23 protein-coding genes are annotated in these 18822 nt (G+C 71.1%); 11 read left to right on the forward strand and 12 right to left on the reverse strand.

All coding sequences use genetic code 11. The features are described 5' to 3' along the window. Position 1: 1 nt before the first annotated feature. The 3 genes from msrA to ACK4HH_RS05315 are packed head-to-tail and all read right to left on the reverse strand — an operon-like array spanning position 2 to position 1966. On the reverse strand, positions 2 to 562 hold the full coding sequence (gene msrA / locus ACK4HH_RS05305; RefSeq protein ID WP_409649085.1) for a peptide-methionine (S)-S-oxide reductase MsrA: 561 nt from the start codon (positions 560 to 562) through the stop codon (positions 2 to 4). Beyond that, positions 559 to 1014 carry a peptide-methionine (R)-S-oxide reductase MsrB gene (gene msrB / locus ACK4HH_RS05310; RefSeq protein WP_409649088.1) on the reverse strand — a complete coding sequence of 152 codons (456 nt, stop codon included), beginning with the start codon at positions 1012 to 1014 and terminating at the stop codon, positions 559 to 561. The genes msrA and msrB overlap by 4 nt, the downstream gene beginning before the upstream one ends. Before the next feature lie 22 nt (positions 1015 to 1036). Further along, positions 1037 to 1966 (reverse strand): DMT family transporter, encoded by a 930-nt coding sequence (locus ACK4HH_RS05315; RefSeq protein WP_409649091.1) that lies wholly within the window; start codon positions 1964 to 1966, stop codon positions 1037 to 1039. A 68-nt stretch (positions 1967 to 2034) separates the two neighbouring features. On the opposite strand from ACK4HH_RS05315, the gene ACK4HH_RS05320 reads away from it, so the two are divergent. Continuing rightward, positions 2035 to 2490, forward strand: a complete 456-nt coding sequence (locus tag ACK4HH_RS05320; RefSeq protein ID WP_409649094.1) for an HNH endonuclease — start codon at positions 2035 to 2037, stop codon at positions 2488 to 2490. Here ACK4HH_RS05320 and ACK4HH_RS05325 read toward each other — a convergent pair. Both ACK4HH_RS05325 and ACK4HH_RS05330 read right to left on the reverse strand, forming a co-directional pair. After that, entirely contained in the window at positions 2377 to 2733 is a 357-nt protein-coding gene (locus ACK4HH_RS05325) for a PIN domain-containing protein (protein ID WP_409649097.1), read from the reverse strand. The two genes, ACK4HH_RS05320 and ACK4HH_RS05325, sit on opposite strands and share 114 nt — an antisense overlap. Before the next feature lie 2 nt (positions 2734 to 2735). Continuing rightward, on the reverse strand, positions 2736 to 2996 hold the full coding sequence (locus ACK4HH_RS05330; protein WP_409649100.1) for an AbrB/MazE/SpoVT family DNA-binding domain-containing protein: 261 nt from the start codon (positions 2994 to 2996) through the stop codon (positions 2736 to 2738). A 59-nt stretch (positions 2997 to 3055) separates the two neighbouring features. Here ACK4HH_RS05330 and ACK4HH_RS05335 point away from each other — a divergent pair, with 59 nt between their 5' ends. Further along, positions 3056 to 3898 (forward strand): NADH:ubiquinone oxidoreductase subunit 4 (chain M), encoded by an 843-nt coding sequence (locus ACK4HH_RS05335; protein ID WP_409649102.1) that lies wholly within the window; start codon positions 3056 to 3058, stop codon positions 3896 to 3898. Here the strand turns inward: ACK4HH_RS05335 and ACK4HH_RS05340 are convergent. Next, the gene (locus tag ACK4HH_RS05340; protein ID WP_409649105.1) at positions 3895 to 4497 is read right to left on the reverse strand and encodes a GNAT family N-acetyltransferase; all 603 of its coding nucleotides are present in this window, start codon (positions 4495 to 4497) and stop codon (positions 3895 to 3897) included. The genes ACK4HH_RS05335 and ACK4HH_RS05340 overlap by 4 nt on opposite strands. 54 nt (positions 4498 to 4551) lie before the next feature. Between ACK4HH_RS05340 and argG the strand changes: the two genes are divergently transcribed. Then, positions 4552 to 5994, forward strand: a complete 1443-nt coding sequence (gene argG, locus ACK4HH_RS05345; RefSeq protein WP_409649108.1) for an argininosuccinate synthase — start codon at positions 4552 to 4554, stop codon at positions 5992 to 5994. Positions 5995 to 6014: 20 nt separating this feature from the next. Here argG and ACK4HH_RS05350 read toward each other — a convergent pair whose 3' ends face one another. Further along, positions 6015 to 6539, reverse strand: coding sequence for a helix-turn-helix domain-containing protein (locus ACK4HH_RS05350; RefSeq protein WP_409649111.1), 525 nt, complete (start codon positions 6537 to 6539; stop codon positions 6015 to 6017). A gap of 83 nt (positions 6540 to 6622) precedes the next feature. Here ACK4HH_RS05350 and ACK4HH_RS05355 point away from each other — a divergent pair, with 83 nt between their 5' ends. From ACK4HH_RS05355 to ACK4HH_RS05370, 4 genes are read left to right on the forward strand one after another with little or no spacing between them, the layout of a single operon-like run. Beyond that, on the forward strand, positions 6623 to 6985 hold the full coding sequence (locus tag ACK4HH_RS05355) for a hypothetical protein (RefSeq protein ID WP_409649114.1): 363 nt from the start codon (positions 6623 to 6625) through the stop codon (positions 6983 to 6985). Next, positions 6982 to 7872, forward strand: a complete 891-nt coding sequence (locus ACK4HH_RS05360) for an alpha/beta hydrolase (RefSeq protein WP_409649117.1) — start codon at positions 6982 to 6984, stop codon at positions 7870 to 7872. The genes ACK4HH_RS05355 and ACK4HH_RS05360 overlap by 4 nt, the downstream gene beginning before the upstream one ends. Positions 7873 to 7916: 44 nt before the next feature. Next, a complete protein-coding gene (locus ACK4HH_RS05365) occupies positions 7917 to 8264 on the forward strand; it encodes an ArsR/SmtB family transcription factor (RefSeq protein WP_409649120.1) in 348 nt (115 codons plus the stop codon). Between the two features lie 10 nt (positions 8265 to 8274). After that, positions 8275 to 8763, forward strand: a complete 489-nt coding sequence (locus ACK4HH_RS05370; protein ID WP_409649123.1) for an SRPBCC domain-containing protein — start codon at positions 8275 to 8277, stop codon at positions 8761 to 8763. Here ACK4HH_RS05370 and ACK4HH_RS05375 read toward each other — a convergent pair whose 3' ends face one another. After that, the gene (locus ACK4HH_RS05375; protein WP_409649126.1) at positions 8764 to 10041 is read right to left on the reverse strand and encodes an RNA polymerase sigma factor; all 1278 of its coding nucleotides are present in this window, start codon (positions 10039 to 10041) and stop codon (positions 8764 to 8766) included. Beyond that, on the reverse strand, positions 10041 to 10475 hold the full coding sequence (locus tag ACK4HH_RS05380; RefSeq protein ID WP_409649129.1) for a YciI family protein: 435 nt from the start codon (positions 10473 to 10475) through the stop codon (positions 10041 to 10043). Before ACK4HH_RS05380 ends, ACK4HH_RS05375 begins: the two co-directional genes overlap by 1 nt. Positions 10476 to 10599: 124 nt before the next feature. Between ACK4HH_RS05380 and rlmN the strand changes: the two genes are divergently transcribed. Next, entirely contained in the window at positions 10600 to 11856 is a 1257-nt protein-coding gene (gene rlmN / locus ACK4HH_RS05385) for a 23S rRNA (adenine(2503)-C(2))-methyltransferase RlmN (protein ID WP_409649132.1), read from the forward strand. A gap of 3 nt (positions 11857 to 11859) precedes the next feature. Here the strand turns inward: rlmN and ACK4HH_RS05390 are convergent, their stop codons facing one another. After that, positions 11860 to 12441, reverse strand: a complete 582-nt coding sequence (locus ACK4HH_RS05390) for a hypothetical protein (RefSeq protein ID WP_409649135.1) — start codon at positions 12439 to 12441, stop codon at positions 11860 to 11862. A gap of 91 nt (positions 12442 to 12532) precedes the next feature. On the opposite strand from ACK4HH_RS05390, the gene ACK4HH_RS05395 reads away from it, so the two are divergent. Together ACK4HH_RS05395 and ACK4HH_RS05400 are read left to right on the forward strand one after the other, a co-directional pair. Beyond that, complete coding sequence (locus ACK4HH_RS05395; protein ID WP_409649139.1) at positions 12533 to 14068, forward strand: SPFH domain-containing protein; 1536 nt, start codon at positions 12533 to 12535, stop codon at positions 14066 to 14068. A 59-nt stretch (positions 14069 to 14127) separates the two neighbouring features. Further along, positions 14128 to 15576, forward strand: coding sequence for a glyceraldehyde-3-phosphate dehydrogenase (locus ACK4HH_RS05400; protein ID WP_409649142.1), 1449 nt, complete (start codon positions 14128 to 14130; stop codon positions 15574 to 15576). 7 nt (positions 15577 to 15583) lie between these two features. Here ACK4HH_RS05400 and ACK4HH_RS05405 read toward each other — a convergent pair whose 3' ends face one another. Further along, positions 15584 to 16747 carry an acyl-CoA dehydrogenase family protein gene (locus ACK4HH_RS05405; protein WP_409649145.1) on the reverse strand — a complete coding sequence of 388 codons (1164 nt, stop codon included), beginning with the start codon at positions 16745 to 16747 and terminating at the stop codon, positions 15584 to 15586. Positions 16748 to 16816: 69 nt separating this feature from the next. Between ACK4HH_RS05405 and ACK4HH_RS05410 the strand changes: the two genes are divergently transcribed. Further along, a complete protein-coding gene (locus ACK4HH_RS05410; protein ID WP_409649148.1) occupies positions 16817 to 17962 on the forward strand; it encodes a CaiB/BaiF CoA transferase family protein in 1146 nt (381 codons plus the stop codon). Here ACK4HH_RS05410 and ACK4HH_RS05415 read toward each other — a convergent pair. Continuing rightward, positions 17959 to 18741, reverse strand: coding sequence for an EI24 domain-containing protein (locus ACK4HH_RS05415; protein WP_409649151.1), 783 nt, complete (start codon positions 18739 to 18741; stop codon positions 17959 to 17961). The two genes, ACK4HH_RS05410 and ACK4HH_RS05415, sit on opposite strands and share 4 nt — an antisense overlap. Positions 18742 to 18822 lie beyond the last annotated feature (81 nt).

The following is an 18822-nucleotide window of genomic DNA, read 5'->3' on the forward strand; positions in this document are numbered from 1 at the left end:
GCTAGCCGGCAGCGCCCTGATCGCGCTTCGGCAGCACCCAGTCTTTGCGCGGGTAGTGGCAGGTGTACCCGTTCGGGTACTTCAGCAGGTAGTCCTGGTGCTCATCCTCGGCCTGCCAGAACGGGCCCGCGGGCTCGATCGTGGTGACGGCCTTGGCGGGCCACAGGTGCGAGGCGTCGACGTCGGCGATCGTGTCGCGCGCGACCTGCTCCTGCTCGGGGCTGAGCGGGAAGATCGCCGAGCGGTAGCTCGTGCCCACGTCGTTGCCCTGCCGGTTGAGCGTCGACGGGTCGTGGATCTGGAAGAAGAACGCCAGGATGTCGCGGTATGTCGTCGCACTGGGGTCGAAGACGATCTCGACCGCCTCGGCGTGACCCGGGTGGTTGCGGTAGGTCGCGTTCGCGTTCGCGCCGCCGGTGTAGCCGACGCGCGTGCTGATGACGCCCGGCTGGCGGCGGATCAGGTCTTCCATGCCCCAGAAGCAGCCGCCCGCGAGCACGGCGGTCTCGGTTCCGGGGGTGCGGGTGATGGCACCCGTGCTGATGTCGACGATGTCGGTCATGATGCGTCCTTCGTGAAGAGAGCGGTGAACTGGCCGTAGCCCTCGGCCTCGAGCTGGTCGACCGGGATGAATCGCATCGCGGCCGAGTTCATGCAGTATCGCAAGCCTCCCGCATCGCGGGGCCCGTCGTCGAACACGTGGCCGAGGTGGCTGTCGGCGGCGGATGACCGCACCTCGGTGCGCGTCATGAAGAAGCCGCGATCGGTCTTGGTCGTGACGGCGCTCGCATCGATGGGCTTCGTGAAGCTGGGCCATCCGGTGCCGCTGTCGTACTTGTCGAGCGACGAGAACAGCGGCTGGCCCGAGACGATGTCGACGTAGATGCCGGCGGCCTTGTTGTCGTGGTACTCGTTGCGGAATGCGGGCTCGGTGCCGTCGTTCTGCGTCACTTTGCGCTGCATCGGGGTCAGGCGGGCGAGCGCTTCGGGCGTCGCGCGGTACTCGGTGGTCATGGAGCCTCCTCTGCTCAATTCACTATTGAGAAGAACGCTCGAGGGGCCGTTCTGGTTCCGATTGCGGCGAACTCACAGGAAGGGACGCCGCGCGGGCGTCGGGGAGGGTCACGAGCCAGCAGCCGACGAGGATGAGCGCGAAGCCGAGCCCCGTGTAGACCGTCACCGTCTCGCCGAGCACGAGCGCCCCCGCGACGACGGCGACGGCCGGGTTGACGTAGGTGATCGCCGTCATGCGAACCGGCCCGATCTCGGCGATGAGCGCGAACATCAGCAGGAAGGCGACGGCGCTGCAGAGCACGGCGAGCACGAAGACCGACGTGATGACCGGCGCCGAGGGCACTTCGGTCGGCCACCCGCCGGTGATCGCGACGATCGGAAGGTAGATGAGCCCCGCGATCGTGAGCGCCGAGGCCATGACGCCGAGGCCCGGCAGGTCGTGCATCCACTTGGCGAGGATGGCGGGGCCGAGCGCGTAGCCCACCACGGCGACCCCGATGAGGGCGACCGCCCCGAGATCGCCACCGCCCATGTCGAGGCCGACGACGGCGACGACGCCGGCCGTGCCGGTGATGAGCCCGAGCACCGTGAGCGCGGTCACGCGGTGGCGGCGCCCCATGAGAAAGGCGACGCCGATGGCGACGAGGGGGATGCTCGCGAGCAGCAGCCCCGTCGTCGAGCTCGGCAGGCTCACTTCGGCGGCGTTGAGCGCGTACCAGGGCAGCACGATCTCGACGACCGCGAACGCGAGCAGAGGCTTCCAGCGCCGAAGCACGGGCGCGAGCGCTCGCTGGCGAGCGGCGATCGGCAGCAGCAGCGCGGCGGCGATGACGCAGCGCGCGAGCACGAGGAACTCGGGGGTGAGCTCGGCGACCGCGATCTTGATGAACAAGTACGGAATGCCCCAGATGAGGCCGAGAGCGGCGAAGAGGATGAGGCCGCGGCGGGTCATGGCTCCATCATCGCGCAGCCGCGGCGCGCTGGATGCCGCGCACGTGAGCACGGGCGTACCCTGGCGCCGTGGTGCACCCGAACTCGCGTCAGGCGAAGGCCGCGCGGCGGCGGCGCAAGCGCGTGGCGGCCGCCGACAACGACCTGACGCCGACCCAGTGGGCCGAGGTGCAGCGGCTGTGGGGCGGATGCGCCTACTGCGGTGAGACCGGCCGGCCCCTGCAGCGCGACTGCGTGCAGCCGATCGCCCGCGGCGGTCGCTACACGCTCGACAACGTCGTTCCGGCGTGCGGCTCGTGCAATGCCAGCAAGAGCAACGACGAGGTCACGAGCTGGATGCGCCGCACCCGCCGCGACGAGCGCGCCTTTCTCGAGCGGCTCGTGCAGGTGCGGGCGGCGCTCGCCGCAGTGTCAGCGAACAGGGACGACTCCGTCGAGGTCGAACCAGGCGCGATCGGCGCTCAGCACCTCGAGCTGCAGCCGGCCGGCGAGCGCGAGGCAGAGGCGGTCGGCGAGCGAGAGTGATGAGCCGGGCATCCACATCGCCGCGGCGGCCTCGGCATCGTCGATCTCGACGGATGCCACCTGCAGCGGATAGCTGAGAAGCAGCGCGCGCGCGATCTCCCACGAGTCGGCGCGGCGCACCTTCTGCGCGACCTCCGACCAGTTGACCGCGCTGATGACGGCCCCCTGAGCGAGGTGATCACGGACGACGTCGGCACCGGGCTCGCCCTGCAGGTAGGCGAGCACGGCAGAGGCGTCGACCACGATCATCGAGTGCCGGGCTGGGTCGCGGTGTCGCGGGCGGCCTCGCGCCGCCGGTCGTCGAGCAGGTCGGCGAGCAGGTCGTGCCCCGCGAGCCGTGCGCGCACGAGGCGTTCGACCGCGCCCTGGTCGGCGAGCAGCACCCCGAGCTCGGTGTCGAGGGCGACGAGGGTCGACCCCTCCACCCAGGCGTGGCGGGCTCGGATGCTCGCCGGAACGACGACACGACCCTTGTTTCCCACCTGAACAGCAAGAGTGTCACTCATAGAGCAACGGTACCACCGACCGTCACGGCGGCGGAATCGCGGGGTGTTAGCGTGAGCGCGTGCGCCGTTTATTGCCTCCGCTGCTCATCACGCTCGCCCTCGTCGGGCTCTTCTGGGCCGTCGGCGCCGCCGTGCTCGGAGGCGGCCTGGTTGACGAGGTCGACGCCTACAACGACCGCGTCACCGATGCGACGCTCGAGTACGTCGAAGAGGACGAGGACTTCGGCGAGGTCGTCGTGCACGATGTGCTCGCCGACGCCTCGCTCGACCCCGAGCCCGACGCCGCAACCGCGGCGGTGTGGGATCTGTGGGTGCGGTTGGTCGGCGCCGAAGTCGCCGCCGAGTCGATCAGCCAGTTTCGCGTGGGCGACTCTGACGAGAGCGACACGCTCGCCTACGTCTACCAGGGCGACAACCCGCAGGTCTTCACCCTCGCGGTAAACCTCGCGACCGCCGACGACGAGCAGCTCATGGTCGCGACGCTCGTGCACGAGTACGCGCATGTGTTCTCGTTCGGGCCGGGCGAGTTCGACGCGAAGGCCGTGTCGTGCGACACCTTCGAGGTCGTCGAGGGCTGCGCCGAGCCCGACTCGTACCTGTGGGCGTTCTACGACGCGTTCTGGTCGGGCTACGACGAGCACCCCGACCTCGAGAACGTCGATGCCGACATCGGCTACGAGTTCTACCTCGCGAACGAGGAGGACTTCGTGAGCGACTACGCGGCCACCAACATCGGCGAGGACTTCGCCGAGAGCTTCATGACCTTCGTGCTCGAAGACGACTGGTCGACCGACACCGACACCGTCACCGGCGCGAAGCTCGAGTTCTTCACGCAGTACCCCGAGCTCGTGGCGCTGCGCGAGCAGATGCGAGCAGGAGCGGCCGAGGAGCTCGGTCTTTAGAGCTCGCGTCGCATCACCAGCCGGCGCGTGCTCGGGTGGGTGACCTCGGCGAACCCGGCCGCCACGAACGGCCCGACCGGCCCGACGCTCAGCTCGTCCCACGTGATCTCGGCGCCGCCCGTCAGCATCGGGTAGCCCTCGATCGCCCGCGCGCCGCGCTCGCGCGCGTGGTCGACCGCAGCGGCGACGAGCGCGTAGCTGAGCCCTCGGCCGCGGAATCCTCGGCGCACGACGAGGCAGGCGATGGCCCAGACCGTGGGGTCGTCTTTCGACTCGAGCCGGCCGGCCCACGGCACGGGTGAGCCGCGCAGGCGGCGGAACGCGGTGCGGGCATCCACTGCTGCCCAGGCGGCCGGTTCGTCGTCGACGTAGGCGACCAGCCCGGCGGTGCGGGAGGGGTCGCGATCGACCGGCTCGTCGCAGCCGACGGCCTCGCGCAGCACCGCCGCGCGCTGCTCGACCGGCAGGGCGTACCACTCGCGATCGCCCAGGCGCTGGCGCGTGCACTGGCACCGGCCCGCGGTGCCCGTGAGGATCGCCTGCAGGTCGTCCCAGCTCGCCTCGTTGGCGGCCACGATGCGGATGCTCGGCTCGGCCATGCGCGCCACGCTAGCGCGCGGGGCCCGCGGTGCGACCGCCGATAGGCTGGAGGGGTGTCTAAAGTCTTGACCTCCCTGCCCGTCGGCGAGCGCGTCGGCATCGCCTTCTCTGGAGGTCTCGACACCTCCGTGGCCGTCGCGTGGATGCGCGACAAGGGTGCGATCCCGTGCACGTACACGGGCGACCTCGGCCAGCCCGACGAGCCCGACGTCGACGCCGTGCCGGCGCGCGCGAAGGAGTACGGAGCTGAGATCAGCCGCCTCGTCGACGCGAAAGCGGCCCTCGTCGAAGAGGGCCTCGTCGCCCTCGCGTGCGGCGCCTTCCACATTCGCTCGGCGGGCAAGACGTACTTCAACACCACGCCCCTTGGCCGCGCCGTCACGGGCACGATGCTCGTGCGCGCCATGAAAGACGACGGCGTCGAGATCTGGGGCGACGGCAGCACCTACAAGGGCAACGACATCGAGCGCTTTTACCGCTACGGTCTGCTCGCCAACCCGCGCCTGCGCATCTACAAGCCGTGGCTCGACGCCGACTTCGTCACCGAGCTCGGTGGGCGGCAAGAGATGAGCGAGTGGCTCGTCGCCCACGGGTTCCCCTACCGCGACTCGGCCGAGAAGGCGTACTCGACCGATGCCAACATCTGGGGCGCGACGCACGAGGCGAAGACGCTCGAGCACCTCGACGTCTCGCTCGAGACGGTCGAGCCAATCATGGGCGTTCGATTCTGGGATGCTGCGGTCGAGATCGCGACGGAGGATGTGGCGGTCACGTTCGTCGAGGGCAGGCCGACCGCGCTCAACGGCGTCGAATTCGCGGATGCGGTGCAGCTCGTGCTCGAGGCCAACCGCATCGGCGGTCGCCATGGGCTGGGCATGAGCGACCAGATCGAGAACCGCATCATCGAGGCCAAGAGCCGCGGCATCTACGAGGCCCCCGGCATGGCGCTGCTGCACATCGCCTACGAGCGGCTGCTCAACGGCATCCACAACGAAGACACGATCGCGAACTACCACGCCGAGGGCCGACGCCTCGGCCGCCTCATGTACGAGGGCCGGTGGCTCGACCCGCAGTCGCTCATGCTGCGCGAGAGCATCCAGAAGTGGGTGGGCTCGGCCGTGACCGGCACTGTCACGCTGCGGCTGCGTCGCGGCGACGACTACACGATCCTCGACACGACTGGCCCCGGCCTCTCGTACTCGCCCGAGAAGCTCTCGATGGAGCGCGTGGGCGACGCCGCCTTCGGCCCCACCGACCGCATCGGCCAGCTCACCATGCGCAACCTCGACATCGCCGACTCGCGCGCGCGGCTCGAGCAGTATGCCGCCCAGGGCATCATCGGCGGGGCGACCGCCGCGCTCGTCGGCCGCATCACGGCGGGGGAGTCGGACGAGGTCGTCGAGCACGCGGTGCCGTTGAGCGCCGAGCGCGAGGCCCTCGCCGAGGCGATCGACGCCGCCGGCGAGAGCGCCGCGTTCGACTTCGGCACCGACTGAGTCGCTCGCCCAGCGCGGCGTCAGTCGACGGGCAAGCTCACGGTCGCAAGCACGCGGCGTCGGGCGCCGTCGGGTGCGTTCGCCCGCGTCGCGAGCGGTTCGATCGCCGCGCGGATCCCGTGCAGCACCCCCAGCCATTCCTCGTCGGTCGCGTGCACCGCGAGCTGCCGAAAGCTCACGAGGTCGTCATGCAGGCTGCCGTGCGGCGCCGCGAGGTAGTCGTCGAGCATCGAGGCGAGACTGGCCAGGTAGGCCAAGAAACCCGCCCGGAGGGCGTCGTCGTCGCGCTCGAGCGCCTCGGGGTCGACCGAGGCGCGTTCCTCGCGCAGCCGCAGCGACCGTTCCGTCGAGCCCCGCACGCGGCGCTCACTGACCACCTCGAGCACGCCCCCGTCGACGAGCGTGCCGACGTGCCGGTACAGGGTCGCGGGCGCGACATCGGTCAGGCGAGCGGCGAGATCTTTCGTGGTCAGCTCGGTGCGGCCCATCATGGCCTGCACGATGCGCAGGCGCACGGGGTGCAGCAGCAGGTCGGCGCTCGTCATGGCCCCACCCTACCAATCCCAGTTGCGCGAATGTTCTCAAACATGATAGCAATGAGCCATCCGCCCGACTGAAAGGACTCCTCGTGGCGACCACCACCCTCGAGCACGACACCCTCACCATCCGCCTCGCACCTCTCGAGCGGCTCTTCGCTGTGCGCGGCGACCTCACCCTGCCCGTGCGGCACATCCACTCGGCCGAGAGCGTGCCCGACGGCCTCGCGGCCGTGACGGGCCTCCGGGCCCCTGGCCTCGGCGTGCCGGGCTGGGCGAAGTACGGAACGTGGCGTCGTCGTGACGGCGGCACGGTGGCGCTGGTGCGCGGTCGCGGCCCCGCCCTGCGCATCCGTTCGACCACCGGCCGCGCGCGTGACGTGCTCGTCTCGACTCCGCACGCCGCCGAGCTGGCCGCGCAGATCACGGCGGCGCGCACGGCGGTCGGGCAGTGACCGTGCGCACGATCACCGCCGCGGTCGACCTCGCCGTCGAGTCGCACAGTGCGTCGGATGCGCGGGCTGTCGCCATCCTGATCCCCGGCAGCGGACCCGTGGACCGTCACGGGGATGCTCGGCGCCTGCCCCTCGGCATCCAGCGCCAGCTCGCCGACGGGCTCGCGGTGCACGGCATCGGCAGCGTGCGCTGGGACAAGCGCGGGGTCGGCGAGTCGGGGGGCGACTTCCTCTCCACGGGATTCCACGACCTGGTGGGCGACGCGCTCGCTGTCGTGGATGACGCGGCGACCCGTGGGCTGCCGATCGTGCTGGTCGGTCACAGCGAGGGCTCGGCCATTGCCGCGCGAGTGCTCGCCGAGCGCCCGAGCGTCGTGCGCGGGGCCGTGCTGCTCTCGCCCTATGCCCGCAACGGGCTCGAGGTGCTGCGCTGGCAGTCCCGGGCCCTCGGCGACGACCTTCCGGCGTTCGTCCGGGTCGTCTTGCGACTCATGCGCACCGATCTCGAGCGGCAGTCCGAGAAGTCTCGGCAGCGCCTGCTCGCGACGACGGGCGACGTCGAGCGCATCGGCGGCGCGCGCGTCAACGCGCGCTGGTTCCGCGAGTTCATGGCCTACGACCCCACCGTCGACCTCGCTGTTGCGCCGCAGCCCGTGCTCGCGATCGCGGGTGCGTTCGACCTGCAGTCGCCGCCCGATGATGCCGCTCGTATCGCTGAGCTGCGCGCCGCACCGACTCGCACGGTGACTCTCAGCGGAGTGAGTCACATCTTGCGCACCCAGCCTTTGCCGACCGTACGGACCTATCGCGTCGACGTGCGTCGGCCGATCGACGAGCGGATCGTGCCGCTCATTGCGCAGTGGATCAGCGCGCGGCTCGACGCGTGATCGGCCCTTGACGGCGACCTGCATCGCGCGTAACGTGCAACCACATGGTTGTACAAATTGGGCACTTGAGCGACGCCGAGGTCGACGCGATCTTCCACGCCCTCGCCGACGCCACGCGCCGCGACATCGTCGCCCGCGTGATCGAGCGCGAGCAGTCGGTGTCGAGCCTCGCGGCGGGCTACGTCATGAGCTTCGCCGCCGTGCAGAAGCACGTGGCCGTGCTCGAGCGCGCATCCCTCGTCGTGAAGTCGCGGCACGGTCGCGAGCAGATCGTGCGCGCCGACCCCGCCGCGATCGCGCGCGCCCGGGCGCTGCTCGAGCGCTACGAGACCCTGTGGCGGCACCGTGCCGCCGCGATCGACGCGATCCTCGCCGAGGATCCGGAGCAGTAGGGAGACCCCGGTGCCCGTCATCGACGCCATCACCGACCTTGAGGCCCTGAGCCTCACCTTCGTCACCGAGCACGACGCGCCCATCGAGCGCGTCTGGCAGCTGTGGGCCGACCCGCGGCAGCTCGAGCGCTGGTGGGGGCCGCCCGGATGGCCGGCCACCGTCACCGCACACGACTTCACCGTCGGCGGGCGTGTGAGCTACCACATGACCGGCCCGGAGGGGGAGATCGCCGCGGCCTGGATGCGCGTCACCGAGATCGACGCCCCCGAGCACCTGCGCGTCGATGAGGGGTTCAGTCACGAGGATGGCACCGAGAACCCCGCGATGCCGGCGGGGGAGTGCGACGTGCGCCTGGAGGCCCTCGACGGCGGTCGCACGCGCATGACCGTGGTGTTCTCGTACGCCTCGGCAGCCGACCTCGAGCTCGTGACCGGTTTGGGCATGATCGAGGGCTTCACGTCGGCGGCCGGCCAGATCGAGGCCGTGCTCGCGGGCTGATCAGCCCTCGGGATGCCGCGGATCGAGCGCGCGTAGCTTGCCGTCGAGCACGGTGCGCTGCGCCGCGTTGCCGATGAGCGGGATGGCCCGAGCGAACTCGGCCCGCGCTTCGTCGGGCCGCTCGAGCCGCGCGAGCAGTTCTCCGCGCACGCTCGGTAGCAGGTGCGAGTGGGCGAGAGCGCCGTCGGCCGCGAGGCGATCGACGATGGCGAGCGCCTCGGCCGGGCCCTCGGTCATCGACACCGCGACCGCTCGGTTCAGCTCGACAACGGGGCTCGGAGCGAGGCGGCCGAGCACTTCGTAAAGCAGCACGATGCGATCCCAGTCGGTCGCCTCGACGCTCGTCGCGATCGCGTGCTGTTCCGCGATCGCGGCCTGCACCGCGTACGGCCCTCGGCCCTTCCCGAGCACATCGACCTGGCGGAGGGCGGCGCGACCCCGCAGAATCGCCTGCCGATCCCAGCGAGCCCGATCCTGGTCGGCGAGCAGCACGGGCGAGCCGTCGGCGGCTACCCGGGCCGAGAACCGCGATGCCTGCAACAGCATGAGCGCGAGCAGGCCGTGCGCCTCGGGCTCGCGCGGCACCATGGCCACAAGCCGGCGACCGAGGCGCAGGGCCTCGTCGGCGAGCTCGCGGTGCACGGGCGCCGTGCCGCTCGCGGGGGCATAGCCCTCGGTGAAGATGAGGTAGACGACACGCAGCACGCCCGTCAGACGGTCGTGCCACTCTTGCGGGTCGGGGGCCTCGAAGGGCACGGCGGCGACCGAGAGCGAGCGCTTGGCCCGCACGATGCGCTGCTGCATGGTGGCAATGGGGACGAGGAACAGCCGGGCCACCTGCTCGGTCGACAGCCCGCCGACGAGCGTCAGCGCGAGCGCGCACTGCGCCGGGGTCGACAGCACCGGGTGGCACGCGATGAAGAGCAGGCGCAGCACCGAGTCTCCGATCGGCTCGAGCTCGTCGTCGCCCGACTCGCGGAGGGTCGACGCGATGCGCGCGTACCGCTCGGCGAGGGCATCCTGTCGCCGCCACGCATCGATCGCGCGCCGCTTCGCGACGGCCGTGAGCCACGCGCCGGGGTTGGCGGGAACCCCATCGCGCTGCCATGACCGAAGCGCCTCCGCGCAGGCCTCCTGCGCGAGATCCTCGGCGAGCCCGACGTCGCGCGTGAGCGAGGCGAGCGTCGCGATGACGCGGGCGCCCTCGATGCGCCAGACGGCTGCGAGCCGGCGGGCGACCGCCTCGCTCACCGGCCCGGCGTGGGGCTCGTGCGGCATCAGCCCTCGTTCTTGCCGGCGAGCTCCTCGCGCCAGCCGACCTCTTTCTGGATGTACTCGTTGTCGGCGAAGTCGGCGAAGTCGCTCTCATCGGTCACGCGTCGCACCTCGAGCTTGTTGCCCGGCCCGAGCGGGCAGCGGCGCGCCCACTCAAGCGCCTCATCGCGGTCGGCCACCGAGATGAGCCAGAAGCCGTTGAAGAGCTCGTGCACCTCGCCGTAGGGGCCGTCGGTGACCACGGGGTCGGGGCTGGAGAAGTCGACGACGAACCCCTCGCTCGGGTCGCTCAAGCCGTCGCCGCCGACCATGACGCCCGCTTGCATCATCGACTCGTTGTAGGCGCCCATGGCGTTGATGATCGCCTCGAAGTCCTGGTCTTTGCTCGCGGCGAGCGCAGCCTCGGTGGTGCGCATGATGAGCATGTAGGTCGGCATGGTGGTTCCTCTCGTCGGGGATCGCCCGGTGCGGTCCTCTCACTATGTCGTCGAACGGCGCGCGACGGAATCGACACGGGCGCCGAAAAATCTGCGCGAGGCGCGAGGCGCGTACCCTGGAGGCATGGCAGGCGAGCGCGGCATCCGGAACAACGGCGCGTCCGCGACCCCGCGATCGACGGTGGATGCCCGCCCGCAGGTGCGCCCGACGACCGAGGGCTGGCAGCAGAAGATGGGCCCCGACGGGCGCCCCGTGCTGCAGTTCGCCGAGCCGAAGCGCGGCAAGCCGCCCGTGCACCTCGCCGATCTCACGGCAGAGCAGCGCACGGCGCGCGTCATCGAGCTCGGCCTGCCGGGATTCCGCGCCAAGCAGCTCAGCACCCACTACTTCACGCACTACACGACCGACCCGGCGGCCATGACCGACCTGCCCGTGGCCGTGCGCGACGAGCTCGTGGCCGGCATGCTGCCGCCACTGCTGACCGAGGTGCGGCGCCTGCGCACCGACAACGGCGACACGATCAAGTTCCTCTGGAAGCTGCACGACGGCGCCCTCGTCGAGAGCGTGCTCATGCGCTACCCGGGCCGCATCACCCTCTGCGTGTCGAGCCAGGCCGGCTGCGGCATGAACTGCCCCTTCTGCGCCACGGGCCAGGCGGGCCTCACGCGCAACATGTCGACGGCCGAGATCGTCGACCAGGTGGTGCAGGCGAACGCCGCCATCGCGGCGGGCGAGCTCGGCGGCAAGAAGCGCGGCGAGACCACCCCCGAGCGCGTCAGCAACATCGTCTTCATGGGCATGGGCGAGCCGCTCGCCAACTACAACCGCGTCATGGATGCGGTGCGCACGATGGTCGAGCCCCAGCCGAACGGCCTCGGCATGAGCGCTCGGCACATCACGGTCTCGACGGTCGGGCTCGTGCCGGCCATCCTGAAGCTCGCCGAGGAGAAGGTGCCGGTGACGTTCGCGCTCAGCCTGCACGCGCCCGACGACCAGTTGCGCGACGAGCTCATCCCCGTCAACTCGCGCTGGAAGGTCGATGAGGCGCTCGACGCCGCGCGCGCCTACTTCGACGCGACCGGTCGCCGGGTGTCGATCGAGTACGCGCTCATCAAAGACATGAACGACCACGCCTGGCGTGCCGACCTGCTCGCGCAGAAGCTCAACGAGCGCGGGCGAGGGTGGGTGCACGTCAACCCGATCCCGCTCAATCCCACGCCCGGGTCGATCTGGACGAGCTCGGAGCCCGCGGTCATGCGCGAGTTCGTGCGCCGGCTGGAGGATTCGGGCATTCCGACGACGCTGCGCGACACGCGCGGCAAAGAGATCGACGGGGCCTGCGGGCAGCTCGCCGCGGCCGACGAGACCGCGACGGCCTAGCCGCTATTCGAAGAGCTCGTACGCCTCCGCTGAGAGACGGAAACCGTAACCCGTCTCGTCCTCGCTGCACCCGATCGACGCGCCCTCGGCGACGCAGGTGACCCCCAGCACGGCGAGGTACCGCTGCTGCGGCAGCGTCGCGACGGCGAACGACGAATCCTCGCCGGCGTAGACGAGGCCCCCGCGGCAGATCGTCGCCGCGGGCGCACCGACCTCGGCCTGGAAGCCGCCGCCGCACGTGATCTCCTCGGTCGGTGCCGGGGGGTCGACGAAGGAATACGGCCCGAGCATGACGCAGCCGTACGTGACCGGCCAGTCCTCGCCGAGATCGTGGATGCCGCACGCGATGTCGCCCGCAGCCGAGACGAAGTCGTAGCCGCCCTCGACGGCGCTGCTCGCGAACTCGGCGGGATCAACCGGCACGAACGCGCCCCCCTCCTCGGGGATCGGACTCGCGCTCGCAGACTCCTCCGTCGCGGGGGCAGGGGGGAGCGCGGGCTCGGGTTCGGCGCCGCCGGCGCTGCATCCCGCGAGCGCGAGGCTCACGGCGATAAGGAGCACGGCGACGGGGCGGGAAGCGCTCATGATCGCGATGCTAGAGCCGCGCGCGGCGCGGCGGAAGGAGCAGAATCGAGGTTCCCTCCGACCCGGCCCCCGCATCCGACATACTGGGGCCATGCTCCTGGATCAGATCAACGAATTCTTCACGCAGATCGTCGGCATCAGCGTCGCCGTCGTGCTCGCGATCATCGTCATCATCGTGCTGCTGCGCGGCATCAAGGTGGCCAAGCCCGATGAGGCGATCATCGTCACGTCGCGGCAGCGCACGCCGAAGGAGCGCGCGCAGAACGCCGAGATGGAGAACGTCGGCCAGCGCGTTGTGTTCGGCTCGCGCGTCTTCGTCAAGCCCATCGTCGAGGCCTACTTCAAGCTCAGCCTGCGCTCGCGCCAGCTCAACGTGCAGGCCACCGCGCAGACGCGCGACGCGATCACCATCAAGGTCAACGCCGTCGCCGTCGTCAAGGTCGGCGGCTCGGAGGCCATGGTGCGCGCCGCCGCCCAGCGGTTCTTGAACCAGCAAGACCAGATCGAGTCGTCGACCGAGGAGGTGCTGAGCGGCTCGGTGCGCTCGATCGTCGGTCAGCTGACCGTGACCGAGATCATCACGAACCGTTCGGCGCTGCAAGAGCAGGTGCTCGAGGCCGTGCGCGAGGCGCTCGATATTCAGGGTCTGCAGATCGACACCCTGCAGATCAAAGAGATCGACGACGAGAACAACTACATCCGCGACCTCGGCCGTGCCGAGGCCGCCCGCGTGAAGCAGGTTGCCGAGATCGCCGAGGCGCAGGCGCAGCAGGCCTCGGAGGAGGCCCGCATCGCGGCCGCGCAGAAGATCGCCGAGAGCCAGCGCGCCCTCGACCTGCGCAACGCCGAGATCCAGAAAGAGACCGACAAGGCGCGTGCCGAAGCTGCGGCCGCGGCCCCGCTCGCCGAGGCCATCGCGCAGCAGGAGGTCGTGAGCCAGCAAGAGGTCACCGCGCAGAAGCGCGTCGGCCTGCGCAAGCAAGAGCTCGACGCCGAGGTGCGCGCCGTCGCCGACGCGCAGGCCTACGCGATCGAGAAGGAGGCCAACGCCGCGGCCCTCGCCTCGGTCGCGGGCGCCAACGCCGAGCGAGACGCCCGCAAGGCCGCGGCCGAGGCCATCGAGGCCGAGGGTCTCGCCGAGCGCAACCGCCGCAAGAGCGCCGCCGAGGCCGTCGAGGCCGAGGGCATCGCCGAGCGGGCGCGTCGTATCGCCGCCGCCGAGGCCCTCGCGGCCGAGGGTGAGGCCGAGGCCTCCGCCATCCGTTCGAAGGGTACGGCCGAGGCCGACTCGACGCGCGCCCAGGCCGAGGCCCTGGCCGAGCGCGCCGAGGCCCTGCTCAAGCAGCGCATCATCGACCAGCTGCCCGAGATCGTGCGCGCTGCCTCCGAGCCGCTCGGGGCCATTCAGAACATGACCGTCATCTCGTCCGACGGCACGGGCACCAACCAGCTCGGCGAGAACGTCGCCGGGCAGCTCGCCACCTCGACGAAGATCATCAAAGACCTCGTGGGCATCGACATCGCCGAGCTCATCAACGGCAAGGTGGTCGGCGAGGCGACCGGGGCCGCCGTCGCGAAGGGCGCGGCCACCGCGACTTCACCGCGGCGCAAGAACCCCGAATCTTGACGCGCTGAGACGACCGTGCGGGCCTGAACGAGGCCCGCACGGTCGCTAGCGTTGGGCGCATGACCGACGCCGCAGTCGCCCAGCGCGAGGCCTGGAAGGCCCGCGAATCCCTCGCCGAGCAGTTCATCCCGCTCATCGGCCGCCTCTACCGCGAGCACGGGGTCGTCACCTCGATCCACGGCCGGCGGCTCATCAACCAGTCGCCCATCGGCGTCATCAAGGCGCACCGCTACGCCCACCACGTGACGGGCTCGGTGCTGCCGCTCGAGCAGACCAAGCAGGTGCTGGATGCCCTGCTGACGCTCGACCCCGGCCCGGCATCCCTCGACATCGCGCGGCTGCTGAGCGACTTCGAGCGGCACGCAAGCGGGCGCTCGCTCGCCGACTACCTCGGCGAGGTGCTCGCCGCCACGCACCGCGCGGCGCCGGCCGCGGGCGGCACCGACGTGGTGCTGTACGGCTTCGGCCGCATCGGGCGGCTGCTCGCGCGCATCCTGATCGCCCATGGCGGTCACGGCGCGGGGCTGCACCTGCGCGCGATCGTCGTGCGGCGCGGCGGCGCGAACGACCTCGTCAAGCGCGCGAGCCTGCTGCGCCGCGACTCGGTGCACGGGCCCTTCGAGGGCACGATCACGGTCGACGAGCAGGCGAGCACGATCCTCGCGAACGGCACGCTCATCCAGGTGATCTACGCCGACGACCCGGCGAGCATCGACTACACGGCCTACGGCATCCGCGACGCGATCGTCGTCGACAACACGGGGCGCTGGCGCGACGAAGAGGGGCTCTCGCAGCACTTGCGCTCGACGGGGGTCGCGCGCGTGCTGCTGACGGCGCCCGGCAAGGGCGCCCTGCCCAACGTCGTGCACGGCATCAACCACGAATCGATCGGGCCCGAGCAGCGTATCGTCACGGCGGCCTCGTGCACGACCAACGCCATCACGCCCGTGCTCAAGGTGCTGCACGACGAGTACGGGGTCGTGCACGGCCACGTCGAGACCGTGCACTCGTTCACCAACGACCAGAACCTCATCGACAACTTTCACCAGGGCGACCGCCGCGGGCGCTCGGCGGCGCTCAACATGGTCATCACCGAGACGGGGGCGGCGAAGGCCGTGGCGAAAGCCCTGCCGGTGCTCGAGGGGCGGCTCACGGGCAACGCCATCCGCGTGCCGACGCCCGATGTGTCGATGGCCATCCTCAACCTGCGCCTCGAGCGCCCGACGACGCGCGACGAGGTCAACCGCTTCTTGCGTGAGACCTCGCTGCACTCGAGCCTGCGCCAGCAGATCGACTACATCGAATCGCCCGAGGTCGTCTCGACCGACTTCATCGGCTCGCACCGCGCGGGCATCGTCGACGGTCTCGCCACGATCTGCACGGGCGACAACCTCATCGTGTACGTCTGGTACGACAACGAGTTCGGCTACAGCTCTCAGGTCGTGCGCGTGCTCGAGACGATGGCGGGCACCCATCCCACGGTCGTCCCCGAGCGGGCACTCGCCTGACCCAGGCTCAGCGGAACGCGGGGATGCCCGTGATGGCGTTGCCGAGCACGAGCGTGTGCACCTCGTCGGTGCCCTCGTAGGTGCGCACCGACTCGAGGTTGTTGGCGTGCCGCAGCGGCGAGTGCTCGAGCGTCACGCCGTTGCCGCCGAGCATCGCCCGGGCCTCGCGCGCGATTGCGATCGCCTCGCGCGCGTTGTTGAGCTTGCCGACCGAGATCTGGTGCGGCTGCAGCGTGCCGGCGTCTTTCAGGCGCCCGAGCTGCAGGGCGAGCAAGAACCCCTTGTCGATCTCGAGCGCCATGTCGACGAGCTTCTGCTGCGTGAGCTGGTAGGCCGCCACGGGCTTGCCGAACACCTCGCGCTGCATGACGTAGGCGAGCGCGGCGCGGTAGCTGTCGAGCGCGGCGCCCATGACGCCCCACACGATGCCGTAGCGGGCCTGGTTGAGGCACGTGAACGGGCCGCGCAGGCCCTCGGCGCCGGGCAGCTGGGCGCTCGCGGGCACGCGCACCTCGTCGAGCACGATGTCGCACTGGATCGAGGCGCGCATCGAGAGCTTCTGCCCGATGGGCGTCGCCGTGAAGCCCGGAGTGCCGGTCGGTACGAGGAAGCCCCGGATGCCCTGCTCGGTCTGCGCCCAGATGACGGCGATGTCGGCGATCGACGCGAGGCCGATCCAGCGCTTCGACCCCGTGATGACCCAGTCGTCGCCGTCGCGGCGTGCGAAGGTCTGCATCGAGGCCGGGTCGCTGCCGGCCTCGGGCTCGGTGAGGCCGAAGCATCCGATCGCCTCGCCGGCGGCCATGCGGGGCAGCCACTGCTGCTTCTGCTCCTCTGAGCCGAAGGTGTGGATCGCGGTCATCGCGAGCGAGCCCTGCACCGAGACGAAGGTGCGCAGTCCCGAGTCGCCCGCCTCGAGCTCGGCGGCGGCGAGCCCGTACTCGACCGCCGAGCGACCGGCGCAGCCATAGCCCTGCAGGTGCATGCCGAGCAGGCCGAGCGCGCCCATCGGCTTGATGATCTCGGTCGGGAAGACCCCGGCGTCGTACCACTCGGCGATGTGCGGGCGCAGCTCGGCGTCGACGTAGGCGCGCACGCGGTCGCGCGTCGCGCGCTCGTCGGCGCTCAGCAGCGCGTCGAAGCCGATGAGGTCGAGCGGGGAGTCGGTCATGACGGTCCTTCCGGGAACAACCTCATCGTGCCGCGCGCCCCGCCTTTTGTCCACTTGTACAGTAGGCGCATGATCCGACCCCTCGACGGGATGCTCGTGGCCGACCTCAGCCGCGTGCTCGCCGGCCCGACCGCCGCCGTCATGCTCGCCGACCTGGGCGCGCGCGTCATCAAGGTCGAGCGCCCCGGCGCGGGCGACGAGACCCGCGCGTGGGGGCCGCCGTGGGCAGGATCGTCGAGCGCCTACTTCGAGGCCGCCAACCGTTCGAAGCAGTCGATCGCCCTCGACTTCGCCGATGCCGACGACCTCGCCCTCGCGCGCGAGCTCGTCGACCGCGCCGACATCGTGCTCGAGAACTACCGCACGGGCGCCCTCGACCGCTTTGGCCTCGATGCGGCGAGCGTGCTCGCGCGCAACCCCCGCGCCGTCTACTGCTCGATCACGGGCTTCGGCTCGAGCGGCGAGGGGGCGGCGATGCCCGGCTACGACTTTCTCGTGCAGGCCGTCGGTGGGCTCATGAGCATCACGGGCGACCCCGGGGCAGAACCCCGCAAGGTCGGCGTGGCGATGGTCGACCTGCTCGCCGCGAACCACGCCGTCATGGGGGTGCTCGCCGCGCTGCTGCACCGCGAGCGCTCGGGCGCCGGTCAGCACGTCGAGGTGGCGCTGCTCTCGAGCCTCATCGCCTCGCTCGCCAACCAGGCCGGCTCGTACCTCGCCACGGGGGTCGCGCCGCGCGCCCTCGGCAACCGGCACCCCTCGATCGCCCCCTACGAGACGCTGCGCTGCCGCGACGAGCTCATCGCCGTGGCGGTGGGCAACGACGCGCAGTTCGCGGCCCTGTGCGCGGTGCTGGGCGATCCGGGGCTCGCGCGCGACCCGCGCTTCGCGACCAACCCCGCGCGGGTCGAGCACCGCGACGCCCTGCAGGCCGCGCTCGAGGCGCTGCTGGCCGCCGACGACGCCGCAGTGTGGGCGGCCCGGATGCTCGGCGCCGGGGTGCCCGCCGGCACCGTGAACAGCATCGACGGGGCGCTCGCGCTCGCCCGCAGGCTCGGGCTCGAGCCGACCGTGGGGGTGGGGCCGGAGCATCCGGAGCAGCTCGCGCACCCCGTGCGCTACTCGGCCTTCGCGCCGGCCCCGCCGACGGCGCCACCCGCGATCGACGAGCACGGCGCGGCCCTGCGCGCGTGGCTGCGCGCCCCGCGCGGCTAGTCGGCCGAGGGCTCGGGCGCGGGTGCCGCGGGCTGGGCCCGCTCGATCACCGATCGCGCGAGTCGCGTCGCTCCGACGACGGCCGCGGGCATCACGGCGATGGCGCCGCCGGGGATGAGGAAGAACAGCTGCGTCGCGATGCCGAAGCCCAGTTCGCGGGCGCGCGACCCGCGCAGCAGGCGGGCGCGCTCCGACGCCGTGATGCCGCGCGCCTCGAACGGCCGGGTGGTGAGCTCGCGCGCGATGAGGTGCCCCGCGAGCACCGGGCCGAGCACGGCCGCGGTCACCGAGCCGACGACGGGGATGAGCCCGACGATCCAGGTGATGAGGGCGAAGCCCATCGCGCGCAGCACGAGCAGTAGGCCGTCGCCGAGCGAGCGCCAGAACCGCAGGGGCGAGGGCGTGAACTCGCCGAGCTCGCCCTCTGCCGCCCGCCAGATGCGCTCGTAGAACGGGTCGCCGATGAGCAGCGTGAGGGTCGTGAAGGTGTAGACCGTGCCGATGATCGCCCCGGCCACGATCACGAGCGCGAGCAGGGTGCGCAGCACGCCGCGATCGCGCTCGGCCCACCCGTCGGCGAAGGGCGTGATCGCCTGCGCGAGGGCCTCGACGTTGAGCCCGAGGGCGATGAGCACGCTACCGATGAGCGCGGCGGCGATGACGGCGGGCACCATGCCGAGCGCCATGACGCCGGGCCGCCGGCGCCAGAAGCCGAAGCCGCGGGGCACGAGCGCCGCCCCCGCAAGCAGCTCGCTCACGACCCCGCGCACGCGCCTCATGACGGCCACTGTAGACGGCGTGGAGATGCGCTGTACGGTCTGGCGAAGAATGCGCCGGGAATCTCCACCGTGGCGATGCGT

Origin of the sequence: Microcella sp. (assembly GCF_046296455.1) — a bacterium.
Lineage (GTDB): Bacteria > Actinomycetota > Actinomycetes > Actinomycetales > Microbacteriaceae > Microcella.